Below are 14,691 nucleotides of genomic sequence, written 5' to 3'. Positions count from 1 at the left end.
CATGCGCCGTATGAACGTACCGCTCGTGCTGCTCTCAGTGTTCAGCCTCATGGCCCTGATCGGCTGCGATCGCTCGCTTGAGCCGGGGCAGGACGGCAAGAGCGGCTCCGTCCGGACGCTGCATTATCTCACCTGGTCGGATTATGTCAGCCCGGAGCTGATCGGGGAGTTCGAACGGATGCATGGAGCGAAGGTGGTGGTCGATACCTTCAGCAGCAACGAAGAGCTGCTGGCGAAGCTCCAAGGCGGGGCCTCCGGCTACGATGTGACTGTGCCGTCCGATTTCATGGTGTCCATCATGGCCGCCCAGGGGCTCCTGGCCGAGCTGGATCCGGCTGCCGTGCCCAACATGGCCTTGCTGGAAGCCCATCTGGAACATCTCGCGTTCGACCCGTCGCACCGCTATTCCGTTCCCTATTTCTGGGGCACGGTGGGGATCGGCTACGACAGCGCCGTGGTCTCGCCGCCGCCTGACAGTTGGGAGGCGCTGTGGGATGAGCGGTATCGAGGAAGGATCAGCATGTTGAACGACCAGCGGGAAGTCTTCGGCGCGGTGTTGCGGTTGTTGGGGCAATCCATGAATACGACCGATCCGCTCGTGATCGAGGCGGCGAAACAGAAGCTGATCGCCCAAAAACCGCTGGTGAAGACGTATGCCAGCGAGCATTACGATCAACTGCTGGCCTCGGGGGATGTCGTCCTGGCGCAAGGGTGGGGAGGTCCCGTCGCGCGGGCCATGGCCGACCGGCCGTCGATCCGTTATGTCGTGCCGAAGGAAGGGGGGACGATCTGGGCGGACTGTCTGGTGGTGCTCCGGTCGTCGAGGCAGAAAGCCCTGGCCCTGACCTTTGTCAATTTTCTGATCGACGCGCGGGTGGCGGCAACGACCTCCGAACGGCTCTTGTTTGCGGCCTCCAACCGGGAAGCCCGGGCGCTCGTCAACCAAGAGGTGCGGGACAATCCCGCCGTCTATCCGCCGGCCGAGTTGATTCCGCGACTGGAATGGATGACGGATGTGGGCAAAGCGATGCGCCTCTACGACCGGGCCTGGACGGAACTGAAGATGCGGTAGCACGATTCCGCTATGCCTTTGCAAGTACTCGTGAAATCAGTATAAAATGCGAACACTTTACTCCTGCATTCAGCCCTCTGCCGCGGTCTACCGGAAATGTGTGGGGGAGTGCGTATTACGAATTCAGGGCGATATCTTCGCAGTGACCTGGGCAGTCGCATCGTGGTCGGGGCTCTGCTCCTGGCTGCGGGCGCTTTCGCTGCTCCTTTTCTCGTACCGGCGCTTGCGGCTCCGGCCGAGTCTTCGGGAAAGACCCCGGTATCTCCCGCCGTCTCTTCAACGCTCCGCCTGAGTCTGGATGACGCGGTCGCCTTGTTCCTGCGCCAGAATCTCGATCTGCTGATCGCGAAATTCGGGATCGAGACGGCCAGGGGGCAGCAGATCACGGCGAGGCTCTTTCCTAATCCGGTCGCCTCGATGGGGACGCTCGCCTCTTTTACTCAGGGGCGCACACCCAGTAATAGCGGGGGCGTCTTTGGCCAGATTCAGCAGCTCTTTGAATTGGCCGGGAAGCGCGGCTATCGCATCGAAAGCGCCGGCTTCGGGACCCAATCGGCTGAGGCCGGTTTTGAGGATGCGGTCCGTCAACTGAGCTTCACGGTCAAGGACGCCTATTACCGCATCCAGTTGGCCCAGCGTCGCCTCGCCCTGGCAGAAGAGAACCGGGACCGGTTCTCCAGAATTCTTGAGATCAACACCATCCGCTTCAAGAAGGGCTATATCGCGGAAGTGGATCTGATTCGCATCCGGCTCCAGTTTATCGACTTCCAGTCGCAGGTCATTCAATCGCTTCAGGAGGGCGAGGTTGCTCGCGCGGATCTTCGCCAACTGTTGCGAGTCTCTCCTGTGACGCAACTGGAGTTGCTGACCGACCTCGAATACAAGCGGATCGATCCCGATATCGGGAAACTCCGCACGGTGGCGATCGAGGTGCGACCGGATGTCCGGGCCAAACGGCTCCTCTTTTCCCAGCGGGAAGCCGATCTGAAACTCGCCAAGGCCTATCGGGTTCCCGATTTAACCGTCGGCGCCGGGTACGCCGTGCAGGGACCGCAGGGGCCTGATAATCCCGGACAGGCGCAGTTGAACCTGAGCGTGCCGTTGCCGTTGTTCAATCGGAATCAGGGCGGTATCATGCAGGCAGAGGTGGGGGTGCAGACCGCCGAGGCCGATCTGAACAAGACGCTGAATCAGGTGGAAAACGAGGTGGATGTGGCCTACAAGAACCTGATGCAAAGCCGGCGCTTGGTGGAGGCCTACCTGGGAGGCGTTCTGGACGACGCACGGTCGACCTTGACCATTGTGGAGCGCGCCTACGAGCGGGGCGGAGCCACGATCCTCGATCTGCTGGATGCGGCGAGAACATCGCGGACGATTCAGCAGAATTATTTTGAGGCGCTCTTCACCTATCAGCGAAATGTGATTCAACTGCAGAGCGCCGCGGGGCAGGAGATCCAATGATGCACGGACGAGCGGCCTCTCTGACCATGGCGGTCATGCTCCTGACGCTCTCGGCCTGCGGACGGGCGGACCAGCCGTCCCCCTCTGAGGCGGCCACCCTGCCGGCGCCCCCGCCGGCAGCGCCTCAGCGCGAATCGCAAGCGCGGGTTGAAACGGCCATCGTCGATTTCAGCCCCTCGCATCAGGCGCTCACCTTGTCCGGCAAGGTGGCCTACGGAGAGGACCGGTATTCCAAAATTTCCTCCCCGCTCCAGGGCCGCGTCGTCGAAGTGCGGGTGCATCTCGGCGATCGTGTGAAGACGGGAGACGTGCTGCTGATCGTCGATAGTCCCGATATCGCGCAGGCCTATTCGGAATACGTGAAGGAGGACTCCGAGCTGCACTACGCCACCAGGTCGTACGAGCTGGCCAAGGATTTGTACGAAAACAAAGCGATGCCGCTCAAGGACCTGAAGCTGGCGGAGAATGAATTGGTGAAAGCCCGGGCGGAGTATCGCCGGGCGAAGGAACGCCTCCTCTCGCTCCGGGTGCCGGCCGAGGAGTTGAGCAAACCGCTCGATAAACAAAAAATCACCTCTCGATTTGAAATGAAGAGCCCGCTGACTGGGACTGTCGTCGAGCGGGCGGTGACGCCGGGTCAGTCCGTCGGGGGCGATCCGACCCAGGTGCTCTTCACCGTGGCGGATCTGGATATGCTGCAGGTCCTGGCCGACCTCTACGAACGGGATCTGGCGCTAGTCAGAGAGGGCCAGTTTGCGCGCGTGAGCGTGGAGGCCTATCCCGGAGTCGATTTTCCGGCAACGCTGGCGGCGATCGGCGATGTGGTCGATCCTGTGACCCGGACCATCAAGGTCCGGGCCTGGGTCAATAATGAGGCCCATAAGCTGAAGCCGGAAATGTTCGCCCGACTGCACCTGGATGTGGGAGAAGCCTCGCAATTCATCGTGGTGCCGAGGGAAGCGGTGTTGGAAGCGGACGGCAAGCAGTTCGTGTACGTGGTGGAGGATCAGAACCGGTACGTGAAACGCGAAGTCAAAGTCGCCAATATTTCCCCTGAGCAAGTCCGGGTGCTCGAAGGCCTCGCCCGCGGCCAGCGGATCGTCACCAAAGGGGCGGTGCTCATCAAGGGCCAAGAAGTGAAGGGATTTTGATTCCTGTGAACCGTCTCCCGGCAGCCTTCCCGGATGCTGAACCACGATGATTACACGCCTCGTTGAGATCTCGCTGGTTCAGCGGTTCCTCTTGTGCGCGTTGGGGCTGCTGCTCCTCTTCGGCGGGCTCTACGCCTTCCATCTTCTGGACATTGTCGCCTATCCCGATCCCTCGCCTCCCATGGTGGAGCTGATCACGCAGTATCCCGGCTGGTCGGCGGAGGAGATGGAACGCCAGATCACGATTCCCCTCGAAGTGGCCCTGAACGGCATGCCGGGACTCACGGATATCCGGTCCCTGTCGATTTTCGGTCTGAGCGACATCAAAGTGTACTTCGATTTCGACACGGACATGTTCCGTGATCGCCAGGAGGTGCTCAACCGGATCGCCACCGTCCAACTGCCCTCAGGGGCTGACCCGGCGCTGTCCCCCTGGTGGGCAATCGCGGAAATCTTCCGCTACGAACTCACGGGCGAGGGGACCGATCTGACGACGCTCAAGACGATTCAGGACTGGCAGGTGAGGCGGGAATTCAAACGGATTCCCGGGGTCATCGATGTCACGGCCTTCGGCGGAACGACGAAGGAATACCACGTCGAAATCGATCCGGGAAAACTGATCAGCTACGGCGTCAGCCTCTCGCAGGTGATGACAGCCCTGACGAACAGCAATGCCAACGTGGGCGGCAACTATCTGACAATCGGGGCGCAGAATTACAACATCCGCGGGCTCGGCCTCATCAACCGCCTGGAAGACATCGAAAACGTGGTGGTGGCGGAAAAAGACGGGACGCCGATCTATATCAATACGCTGGGGAGGGTGGCGGTCGGCCACCAGGTGCGTCTGGGGAAAGTCGGGATCGACGACCGTGACGATGTGGTCGAAGGCGTCGTCCTGCTGCAGCGAGGCTATAAGGCCCTGTCCGTGCTGGATAAAGTGCGCGCCAAAGTAGAGGACTTGAATGCCTGGAAACTGCCGGACGGCGTGAAGGTCAAGACCTTCTACGATCGCACGAAGCTGATCCATACCACCGTGGAAACGGTGACGGATATCCTGATCAGCGGCATGGTGCTGGTGTTCGTCATTCTCGTGGTGTTCCTGGGGCACTTCCGCGCCGCGTTGATCGTGGCGCTCACGATTCCGCTTTCGCTCCTGTTCACCTTTACCGCGATGATTCTGATTGGGCAGTCGGCCAATCTGATCTCGCTCGGCGCCATCGACTTCGGCATCATCGTTGATGCCACGCTGGTCATGGTGGAAAGCATCTTCTTCCACCTGGCGCACGGCAAGGTCCATGGCCTGACCACTCACCAGCAGATCGTACGCGCGGCGAGGCAGGTGGGGCGGCCGATCTTCTTTTCGACCGCGATCATTGTGGTGGCGTTTATCCCGCTCTTCACGATGACCGGCGTGCCGGGAAAAATCTTCGCGCCCATGTCGATCACCTACGGCTTTGCGTTGCTCGGGGCGCTGTTGATGGCCTTCACTCTTGCGCCCGTGCTGTGCTCCTTTCTGCTGAAAGGCCAGATCAGCGAGGCCGACACGGTGGTGGTGCGGGGGGTGCGCCGTGTGTATCTGGGGACGCTCGACTGGGCGCTGAACCATCGCACGATCGTGCTGGGGTTTGCCGGAGGCTCCTTGCTCCTGACCGGGGCGGCCCTGCAGTTTCTCGGCGGAGAATTCATGCCGGCCCTTGAAGAGGGCAATTTGTGGGTGCGTGCCACGATGCCGGTGGACATCTCGTTCGATCAGGCCGCCCGGTTGACCGGGGAGATCCGCCGCCTGTTTAAAGAGTCGCCGGAAATCACGACGATCGTCTCCCAGCTCGGCCGTCCGGATGACGGAACCGACCCGACGAGTTTTTTCAATGCCGAGTTTCTGGCCAACCTGAAGCCCCAGCAGGAATGGCGGCCTGATTTGAGCAAGGACGCGTTGATTGAAGAAATCGAAGGCCGGTTGAAGGATATTCCCGGTGTGATCTTCAATTTTTCGCAGGTCATTCAGGACAACGTTGAAGAAGCAATGTCCGGGGTCAAAGGCGAAAACTCGATCAAGTTGTTCGGTGCCGACCTCAAGACGATGGAGGCGAAGGCGGTCGAAGTCGAGCGGGTCATGCGGCAGATTCGCGGGGTGAAAGATCTCGGAATTTTCCGGTTACTGGGCCAGCCGAACTTGCTGATCCAGGTGGATCGCGAAGCCAGCGCCCGGTACGGGTTGCAGGTCGCCGATGTCAACGCCGTGGTGCAAGCGGCGGTGGGGGGCCAGGCCGTTACGCAGGTCTATGAGGGAGAGCGGCGGTTCGATCTTGTGGTGCGCTTCTTTCCGGAATTCCGCCAGGATGTGGAGTCCATCGGGAATATTCTCGTGAGCACGCCGGCCGGCGCCCGTATCCCGCTCAAGCAGGTCGCCAACATCACGACGCAGACCGGAGCCTTCATCATTTATCGGGAAAACAACGAGCGGTATATCCCCATCAAATTCAGTGTGCGGGACCGCGATCTCCAGAGCACGGTCGAAGAGGCGCAGGCCCGGATGGCCAAAGAGGTGAGTCTGCCGGAACGGTACCGGATGGAATGGGCCGGCCAGTACGATCAGTTGAAGGAGGAGCAGCAGCGCCTGGCCAAAATCGTTCCGGTTAGTCTGGTCATCATTCTCTTTCTGCTCTATACGACCTTCGATTCTCTCAAGAATGCGCTGCTGGTCTTATCGACGGTTCCCTTTGCGCTTGTCGGCGGGGTGCTGGCGCTGGTGATGACAAATACCAATTTCAGCATCTCGGCGGCGGTGGGAGTCATTTCCACGCTGGGGGTGGCGATTCTGGGCGGGGTGCTCCTCATCTCGCGTATCGAAGAGTTCCGCCGGACAGGGGAAAGCCTTCGCGAGTCCGTGCGCAAAGGGGCGGATTCGCAGATGCGTCCGATCTTGATGGCGACGTTGGGGGCGGCCATCGGCCTCTTGCCGGCTGCCTTGGCGACGGGCATCGGGTCTCAGGCGCAAAAACCGTTGGCGCGTGTGGTGGTGGGAGGCATGTTGACGGCCGCATTCTTGATTTTGGTGGTGCTGCCGGTGTTGTATGAGTTGGTGCATCGGAACGAGTCGGATGAACCTGTGCGTGAGCCGGTCTGAAAGGAGTGGAAGCCTGTGAAAAGTCGTAACCTAGTCAGTGGAGTGCTGAGCCTGGTGGTCCTGTGCGCGGGAGGAGCGGCCTGGGGAGAGCCGTATCAGAACGCTCCCATGATCCTGGCGCAAATTCCCTATGAAGCGCCGCCGAAGGGCCAGGATATTCCGGACGTCTCGGTTCCACCCAATACGAAGCCGCTCAGTCCGGAGGAGATCAAGCGGGCTGAAGCGCTGTTGCCGCTGTTGGAAGGCAAGCAGGAGTTCTGGGCCATGGGTGAGTTCGTCCATCTCGGCGAGCCGGCGATTCCGGTCCTGGTCAAGGGGCTGACGATGCCCAGCCCCAGAATTCGCTACAACACGATTGAAACGCTGTCGATGATGAAGGGGGTGTCGGGGGTGCCGGCGCTGCTGGTCGCCGCGCAGGAGCCGAACGAGCTTCCCCGCGTCCGCGAGCATGCGCTACGCGTGGCCATCCGGCTCGATTCGGCCAAGACGCCGGACACGATCGCCGTCATGGCCAAGGATCTCAACCCCTCGGTGCGCAAGGCGGCGGCCTTTGAAGCGCGGTATGTGCGGGAAAAGGCGGTGATTCCGACGCTGATTCCCATGGTGACGGACGAGGAGCGGTTTGTGGCGATGTCGGCGTTGCACTCGCTGTGGATTCTTACCAGGCATGAAACCGAGTTTCACGATTGGGATACTTCGACCAGGCAGGACCGGCAGGCCTGGGTTTCGGAATGGGTGGAATGGTGGGATGCGAACAAGGAGATCTTTGAAATTCCGGAGCCCCGCCGGTCAGGTCAAAAATCGCAAGGATAGATCATGGGGCCGGTTGCGCGTAAAAAGATCGGTGTGTTAGTTTTTAAGACCTTCGGTGATCTGTTCTTCTAACCAGTGAGTCCGCAATCGATGGCGATTTTGAGCATTGCGAAACTTGGAAACCCGGTCCTCCGGCGGCAGGCGGAGGCGCTTACGCCGCGCCAGATCGCGTCCGCCGACATCCAGCGTCTGATCGACGACATGTTCGAAACGATGTACGACGAGCCGGGTATCGGTTTGGCCGCCCCTCAGGTGTCCCGCTCGATCCAGCTCGTGGTCATGGGCTGCGAAGGGGAGGGAGGATTTCCGGAGACTGTGCTGATCAACCCCTCCATCGCGTTCTACGGGCCGCAGCAGGTTGAGAACTGGGAGGGCTGCCTGAGCGTGGACGGCTTGCGCGGGAAAGTGACGCGGCCGTCCGTGATCCGGGTTCAAGCGTTGGATCGAAAAGGGAAGCCGCTGGATATCGAAGCGACCGGCCTCTACGCCGTCTGCATTCAGCATGAGATGGACCACCTCATCGGGAAGGTGTTTCTCGACCGGATGACGGATCTCTCGACGCTCACCCAGCTGGCCGAGTTCGATCACTATTGGAAGAAAGATCCCGCCGCGGTCATCTGACGCAACGGGACTGATCCTGCCCTGTGAACACCCTGCTCCGTGTGCTCCAGTACCTTCGCCCCTATCGTCTGATGGTGATCGGAACGTTTCTGTTCGCCGGCCTGACGACAGGCTTTGAACTGGTTCCGGCCTGGCTGATCAAAATCCTGATCGACGATGTGATTCAAGGCCGGCGATTGGACCTGCTCGGCTGGGTCTTCGCCGGATTGGTCGGGGCCTATCTCCTCAGAAATCTCTCCAGCTCACTGCGCATTCGCCTCAACAACACGCTCGAACAGCAGGTGGTGCACGATCTCCACGTGCAGGTGTTTGGGGCGCTGCAACGGCTCTCTATCAGCTTTTTCGAGAACCGCCCGACGGGCGAAATCATGTCGCGGGTGCTCAACGACACCGAGCACATGCAGCGCATCTTCGTCGATGGCCTGGAAGGCGTCATTACCGCCGGGCTGACGTTGATCGGCATCATGGGGGTGCTCTTCTGGCTGAACTGGAAGCTGGCCCTGCTGGCGCTGGTGCCGATTCCGCTGCTGATCCTGGGCGCGATGGGCTTCACGAAGCGGGTGCACGCCTACTATCGGGATATTCGCAAAGGATCGGCCGAGCTCAATGCCCTTCTTCAAGATTCGCTGGCGGGAATCCGCGAGACCATGGGATTCAACCGGCAGCCCTATGAACAGGACCGGTTCGGCCGCAAGAGCGACCGCTGTCGTCAGGATACCTTGAAAGCCATGTATCTCTGGTCCTTCTATTCGCCGGGGATGACCCTGCTCGGCAGTCTCGGCGGGGCATTGGTGCTGTGGTTCGGGGTCGGCGAAGTGCTGGCGACGCATCTCTCGGTCGGCGAGCTGGTGATGTTCGTGTCGTACCTGGCGCTGTTTTATGTGCCGATCAATCAGATCCATTCCGTTAATCACATGCTGCAACATGCGCTGGCCGCGAGCGAGCGGGTCTTCGATATTCTCGACACGGTGCCCGAGGTGCATGACCGGCCCGGAACCTTGGCGCCGGTGAAACGCTTGAAGGGCGAAGTATTGTTCGACCATGTGCAGTTTCACTATCGGGCGGACGTGCCGATTCTAATGGACGTCACGATCGCCGTGCGGGCCGGGGAGCGGGTCGCGCTGGTCGGACCCAGCGGGGCGGGGAAGAGCACGACGCTCAAGCTGATTCCGCGGTTTTACGACGTGACGGGGGGAGCTGTCACGATTGACGGGTACGATATCCGCGAGCTGCCCTTGAGCTTTCTCCGCAGCCAGATCGGGCTGGTGCAGCAGGAGCCGTTTTTGTTCAACGGCACCGTCCGCGAGAACATTCTGTACGGGAACCTGTTGGCGGGACAGGAGGCGGTTGAGACTGCCGCCAAAGCGGCACGCGCTCATGAGTTCATCATGGCTCTGCCCGATGGCTACGACACCTGGATCGGGGAACGGGGCGTGAAGTTGTCCGTGGGACAGCGGCAGCGGGTGTCGATCGCGCGGGTACTGCTGAAAGATCCGCCGATCGTTCTGTTCGACGAGGCGACCTCGAATATCGACACCGAAACGGAGGTGAAGATCCGGGAAGCCCTCAACGAACTGACCAAGGGGCGGACCACGATCATCATCGCCCATCGGCTCTCGACGATTCAGGATGTGGACCGCATTGTGGTCGTGGATCATGGAAAGGTGGTCGAAGACGGGACTCATGACGCGCTGCTCGCCAAGAGCGGCGTGTATGCCGGTTTGTATGAAGCGCAGTTTCAGGTGTAACAGGATGCTGAAAAAGTCCGCCAGCGGCGTTCTCGCTGCGCTCAGAGACTCAACGTACCGAAGCGTACGCCTCGCCTCTTCACTTGCTGCGGCCTTGCTGGACGACCTTTTTGAGCATCCTGTGAGGGTAGGTAGATAGCGGGGCGGTTGCGAATCCGCAAAGCCCGTCGTTATACTTTTGGCCGGAGAGGAATGAAACGACTATGGTGTTGATATACGAAAGCGATCCCCTGGACGACGAGCATGCGCGGGGGAGTTTCTACCATGTCTGTCGGGGACGGATCGACCGGACTCCCTTGAACGTACCGGAGCCCGATAAACCCTATGAGTGCGCGGATTGTGGCATCGACCTCGAATCGGAAGACTTCTTCATGGCCCTTCAAAAAGGATCGGTATAAATCATGGCGGGAAGTGCAGGACGGAAAACAGTCTCCGTCTCGCGGGGGCTGATGATGTTGTGCGAGACCTGCTATGACCAGGTCATGGCGGAGAAATTAACCGACGCCAGGAATTTTGTGGCAGACCACGAAGCTCTGTTCGATACGATCTGCCTGGGCTGCACCGACATCAATCGTCCGCTGATCGACGACATGCTGGGCAGTTCGGAGTAACCTCTCTCATTTCCGTCCACTCTCGCATCGTCCTCATCTGATGGTGATATCGCCAGGGGATCATCACGACGTCGAACGACTGCTCTTGTCTGAATGGAACCATTCGCACCGATGGCTACATTGGTGCGCTTGACGGAATCCTCGATTCGGCAGAAAATGTGCCCGCTCGAAGATACCTAGGGGATTGCCATCTCAAGTCTGACCGGTAGAGTCGCTGGCTGTTATACGGATAGAAATTCGCCGATTATCATCTTGCGCGGTATTGCGAGTCATGGGGAGACAACTATGCAAAAAATCGTTCTCGTTCTTTTCTATTTGTTGGGTCTAGCGTGGCTGGATCAAGCAGCCGCAAGGCCCGGCATCTTCGGTGGACCCGACGTCACCCCCATTGTGCAATCAGAGGAAGCCACAAGAAAGGAGATCGAGAGAATTCAGAAACTAGCGCCATCGAAAAGCCCTGCTCTAAATCAAGAGTCCCTCGGTGAGGCCCGTTCCTCCATCGATGCCTACTCTGGTTATTCTGAGCATATCGCTGCACTTGAAAAAATCTCAATTGAAGCTACTAAGAACAGAGTAACGGAAGCTGCTGGACGATTGGCGTTAGCTATAAAAGGATGTCAGCGAAAGTCGATTGCGGAAAATCTTCTTATTATAAGGAGGCAGCTTGGCCAATTTCAGGGACTTGGGTTTGATGGCTTTCCTTTAATGGTGTCCCTTCCTGAAAGTGAGGAAGCCACAGTTAGTGAGGTGACTCAGTTCTTACAGCTAGATCCAGAAAAGCTCTGTAATCAATACCCGGACAAGCAGAGCATGGAAGCAATGCGCCTTCAACTCGACACAGCGATGGCCATTGCATCCAAGCAACTGACCTCGAATATATCGGCTTTCAAAGAGCAGGCACCAAGAGCTAAGCGGCTTAGTGAGGCGTGGGAGAAATATCGAGACTTGCTACTTAAATCTATCGAGGATCAAAGTGCGCCAGCGACGAAAGTAGCAGATCAATTAGGGCTTATAATTGGGGTGTTCTGCGCATTTGGCATATTGATGTTTCTCTCAGTCCGAGTCTTCTCTCCTGATGTGCAGGTTGAATTGATAGCGTCGGGTCAAGTTATTCAATTTGCAACCGTTATGGTGCTATTGATTGTTGTATGCGTCCTCGGAATGTCAAAGTTTCTAACCGAAAATACTCTCGGGACACTCCTTGGTGGAATAGGTGGCTATGTTTTGTCGCAAGGTGTAGGAAGAGCGGTGAGTCGAGCAGCAACTCGGGATTCACAATCGCGTCAGCAGCAATCAGGCACGAATGGATAACTCTTTGTTCCTGTAGATTGTCTTCGGAGCCCACTAAACTTCAACACTTTTCGCTTGCGGGGGAATAAAGGGGGGCTGAGCTAGCCCGGGTTTTACGGACACCTCAAAATAAGGCGACGATAAGATTTGGCAAGATTGGACAGACACTTTTGAAGGAGGCCAGCGCATTCTGTGACGGCATACTACGCAGATCTCTAGGTGGCGTTGCATTAGAGGGAGTAGGGAGGAATTTGGTGCGGGTACTATGAGGCATGGTTAGACAGCAGACTTGGTGAATCGGTTTCTAAGGGAGAATTAGCATGGAATCGAGGCAATCGCGCCTGGGCCTTTTCGTTTCTTACAATGAGAAAAAGAACGGGAAGTTTCAAGAAGCCGTGGATGTTTGTGATGACCATGGCTATGTTATCTGGCTTGAGAATTCAGTCGTTAGAAAAGAAAGGTTTGTGCTCCCTACGACGATTCTGATCAAAATCACGGGGGAGGATCGGTATTATCGAGGCGAACTAAGGGAAATTAAGCGAGCTGAAGAATTCGATCGGAATGCATTGCTTGCTGAGGCATCCCACAGGCCTGCGAAATGGCGACAAGGTGATAAGGGTGACTATGCTGGATTCAAGAGTGTTCTGTACATTGCAGATTTGAAGCAAGTACCACGCCCTGCTGGAATTGATAAAGGCAGGGGCCCGCGGCGCCCGATTTACACGGAAGAGAGCATCCTCCGAGGGTAGAAAAAGCCAGTGATTCGACTTGTCGAAGAAATACCCTCGAGTGAGAAGTGAAAGAGGCGAGGAGCGCCAATCAATTCTCCGCTACTTACACTCTTTCCCATTGAAATACATGAATGGGGCAAGCAGGGTCACATCTTGTAATGTGATCTTGTAGTGAGAAGCCTCGTGGCTCGTCCGGTGCGTATCGAATTCCCCCGATGCCTTCAACCACCTCAACCGCGCGTTTGAATGTTTGTACTCGATCTGGCAAGGTGGGTCGCAGCAATCACTGCTTATGCGCCTTGCGCGAGCAGTGCCTGAGCGGTGTCTTGGTGCTGTGCCTTGGGCAACGGGAAATAACTGAAGAGTCGGGTCGAAACGTCAGCGGAGAAGGGGATTTCGGATGGGCGGGATTTTCATCAGTTATCGGCGGGAGGACAGCGCAGGATATACGGGACGGCTCTACGATCACCTGAGCAGGCACTTCGGGCCGGAGCGCGTGTTTATGGATATTGATGCCATTGCGCCGGGGGAGGACTTTGTCGAGGTGCTTCAACGGAACGTCACGTCCTGTGACGCGCTGGTTGTCGTCATCGGGAAATCGTGGCTGGCCTGTGTCGATCAGCAAGGTCATCGTCGCCTGGATGATCCGCATGATTTTGTTCGACTCGAAATTGCCACCGCGCTCGACCGGCGGATTCCGGTGATACCTACATTGGTCGGCGGTGCGGTCATGCCTCGCGAGCAGGATTTGCCGGATGCCCTCATCCTGCTGGCTCGCCGGCAGGCCATGGAGATCAGCGACATGCGGTTTCAACAGGATTGCCTGCGGCTGATCGATGTGTTGGCCGGTATGGTGAATGGGGCCGAGGGGTGGATTCACCCAGCTGCAGCGGCTCAAGCTGCGGTTCGTAAAGTTGCCGATATCAGTGGGGCATGGGTCGCCGATAATCCCGGTCTTTCATTCGACGGCCAGTGCTACCCCATGCGCTTCATGTTTAAGGTGATGGGTGATAGGGTGCTCGGAACGATGGCCTACCACATTACAGGTGAAACCAAGATCGTTGATGGAAAAATCGACGGTGAGAGTCTCGCTTTCACCACAAAGCACGCCTATGTATTAGGCACCGACTCCGAGAAACATCCGTACTCGTTCGAATTCCTGGGACGGATCTCGGGAGACGAGATTGCGTTCGTGCGCCAGGGCGACCGGCCGGGCTGTGTATTCAAAAGCGCGCTGGATGAATTCACAGCCAGGAGAATCGGTCCATAAAGAAGGGCGTTGATGCAGGTGGCACCTGGCATCAGGCGAGTTTTGAACAGCCTGCCCTGAAATTTCAGGTGGCATCCAAGCAAGGACAGATCTCATCAAAAGATGCAGTTGGGAGAAAAGGAAATTGGCTTTTTGGAAAGCCACCTGTGAGTAGTAGCTTGGGGGCTACTTACACTCTTTCCCGTTGAAGAACATGCAGGTGGACTCGCCGGATTTGACCTTCCAGGTCTTGATCACGGGCATCTGATCCTCGCCCTTCCATTCGACCACGAAATCCACCAATCCTGAAATGGGCAGCTTTTCCATGTGAGGGCGTCCTGCTTCAGGCACGTCGATGTAGAACACGCCTCCGAGCTTGGAAATGAGAATGCGGTGGTTTTCAGTATCGATCTGGATGACCGGGCTGTAGTAGCTCTTGTCCTCTGCGAGGCTTGGGCCGGAGATGAGGAGAGTGAGGGAGACGGCGAGAAGTATCGTACGGATGAGGGCCATGACGATCGCTCCTTGGAAAGAGGTCGATGATGGCTGGCATTATCGCATTCACACCGACAGAAGGAAATATGAATTTGTCGGCTATGCTGAGGCGATGGTGGCCGGTGAAACGGCGCCGCCCTTGATCCAGTAGGCTTTGATTTCAGGCGTGCTGTGCATGAGTGAGAGGATGATGTAGGTGGGGGTGGGCAGGTTGATTTTCGGCCAAATCTCTTCGTAGTCGGTGGCGATCTTGATGTCGGTCATAGACGGACGGGCAGGGTCGTGCGGATGGGAATGATAGACGACCTGCAGGTCGAGCCCC

General features: G+C 58.0%; 14 protein-coding genes. 12 read left to right on the top strand and 2 right to left on the bottom strand.

Annotated elements, in window-relative coordinates; all coding sequences use genetic code 11:
• Window positions 1-10 precede the first annotated feature (10 nt).
• The 12 genes from ACO9S2_RS12010 (at window position 11) to ACO9S2_RS11955 (ending at window position 13,895) form a co-directional block, all read left to right on the top strand.
• Complete coding sequence (locus ACO9S2_RS12010) at window positions 11-1,072, top strand: polyamine ABC transporter substrate-binding protein (protein WP_423722529.1); 1,062 nt, start codon at window positions 11-13, stop codon at window positions 1,070-1,072.
• A gap of 108 nt (window positions 1,073-1,180) precedes the next feature.
• Window positions 1,181-2,533, top strand: coding sequence for a TolC family protein (locus tag ACO9S2_RS12005; protein WP_423722527.1), 1,353 nt, complete (start codon window positions 1,181-1,183; stop codon window positions 2,531-2,533).
• Window positions 2,530-3,684 (top strand): efflux RND transporter periplasmic adaptor subunit, encoded by a 1,155-nt coding sequence (locus ACO9S2_RS12000; protein WP_423722525.1) that lies wholly within the window; start codon window positions 2,530-2,532, stop codon window positions 3,682-3,684. The genes ACO9S2_RS12005 and ACO9S2_RS12000 overlap by 4 nt, the downstream gene beginning before the upstream one ends.
• Window positions 3,685-3,730: 46 nt before the next feature.
• The gene (locus tag ACO9S2_RS11995; RefSeq protein ID WP_423722523.1) at window positions 3,731-6,811 is read left to right on the top strand and encodes an efflux RND transporter permease subunit; all 3,081 of its coding nucleotides are present in this window, start codon (window positions 3,731-3,733) and stop codon (window positions 6,809-6,811) included.
• A gap of 15 nt (window positions 6,812-6,826) precedes the next feature.
• Window positions 6,827-7,624: a HEAT repeat domain-containing protein gene (locus ACO9S2_RS11990; RefSeq protein WP_423722522.1), complete on the top strand. Its 798-nt coding sequence runs from the start codon at window positions 6,827-6,829 to the stop codon at window positions 7,622-7,624.
• A 90-nt stretch (window positions 7,625-7,714) separates the two neighbouring features.
• Window positions 7,715-8,245, top strand: coding sequence for a peptide deformylase (gene def / locus ACO9S2_RS11985; RefSeq protein ID WP_423722521.1), 531 nt, complete (start codon window positions 7,715-7,717; stop codon window positions 8,243-8,245).
• Between the two features lie 23 nt (window positions 8,246-8,268).
• Window positions 8,269-9,993: an ABC transporter ATP-binding protein gene (locus ACO9S2_RS11980; RefSeq protein WP_423722520.1), complete on the top strand. Its 1,725-nt coding sequence runs from the start codon at window positions 8,269-8,271 to the stop codon at window positions 9,991-9,993.
• Between the two features lie 203 nt (window positions 9,994-10,196).
• Window positions 10,197-10,391, top strand: a complete 195-nt coding sequence (locus ACO9S2_RS11975; RefSeq protein ID WP_423722519.1) for a hypothetical protein — start codon at window positions 10,197-10,199, stop codon at window positions 10,389-10,391.
• A 3-nt stretch (window positions 10,392-10,394) separates the two neighbouring features.
• The gene (locus ACO9S2_RS11970; RefSeq protein ID WP_423722518.1) at window positions 10,395-10,604 is read left to right on the top strand and encodes a hypothetical protein; all 210 of its coding nucleotides are present in this window, start codon (window positions 10,395-10,397) and stop codon (window positions 10,602-10,604) included.
• Window positions 10,605-10,889: 285 nt separating this feature from the next.
• The gene (locus ACO9S2_RS11965; RefSeq protein WP_423722517.1) at window positions 10,890-11,915 is read left to right on the top strand and encodes a hypothetical protein; all 1,026 of its coding nucleotides are present in this window, start codon (window positions 10,890-10,892) and stop codon (window positions 11,913-11,915) included.
• Between the two features lie 299 nt (window positions 11,916-12,214).
• Window positions 12,215-12,643: a hypothetical protein gene (locus tag ACO9S2_RS11960; protein WP_423722515.1), complete on the top strand. Its 429-nt coding sequence runs from the start codon at window positions 12,215-12,217 to the stop codon at window positions 12,641-12,643.
• 382 nt (window positions 12,644-13,025) lie between these two features.
• On the top strand, window positions 13,026-13,895 hold the full coding sequence (locus ACO9S2_RS11955) for a toll/interleukin-1 receptor domain-containing protein (protein ID WP_423722513.1): 870 nt from the start codon (window positions 13,026-13,028) through the stop codon (window positions 13,893-13,895).
• 165 nt (window positions 13,896-14,060) lie between these two features.
• Here the strand turns inward: ACO9S2_RS11955 and ACO9S2_RS11950 are convergent, their stop codons facing one another.
• Together ACO9S2_RS11950 and ACO9S2_RS11945 are read right to left on the bottom strand one after the other, a co-directional pair.
• Window positions 14,061-14,387, bottom strand: coding sequence for a hypothetical protein (locus ACO9S2_RS11950; protein ID WP_423722511.1), 327 nt, complete (start codon window positions 14,385-14,387; stop codon window positions 14,061-14,063).
• An 81-nt stretch (window positions 14,388-14,468) separates the two neighbouring features.
• On the bottom strand, window positions 14,469-14,691 hold a 223-nt coding region (locus ACO9S2_RS11945), incomplete at its 5' end, for a Mov34/MPN/PAD-1 family protein (RefSeq protein WP_423722509.1).

Origin of the sequence: Nitrospira sp. NS4, from assembly GCF_049546785.1 — a bacterium.
Classification (GTDB): Bacteria; Nitrospirota; Nitrospiria; order Nitrospirales; family Nitrospiraceae; genus Nitrospira_D.
Note: the sequence above shows the minus strand (reverse complement) of the source record. Positions and strands in the feature narration are given on the sequence as shown.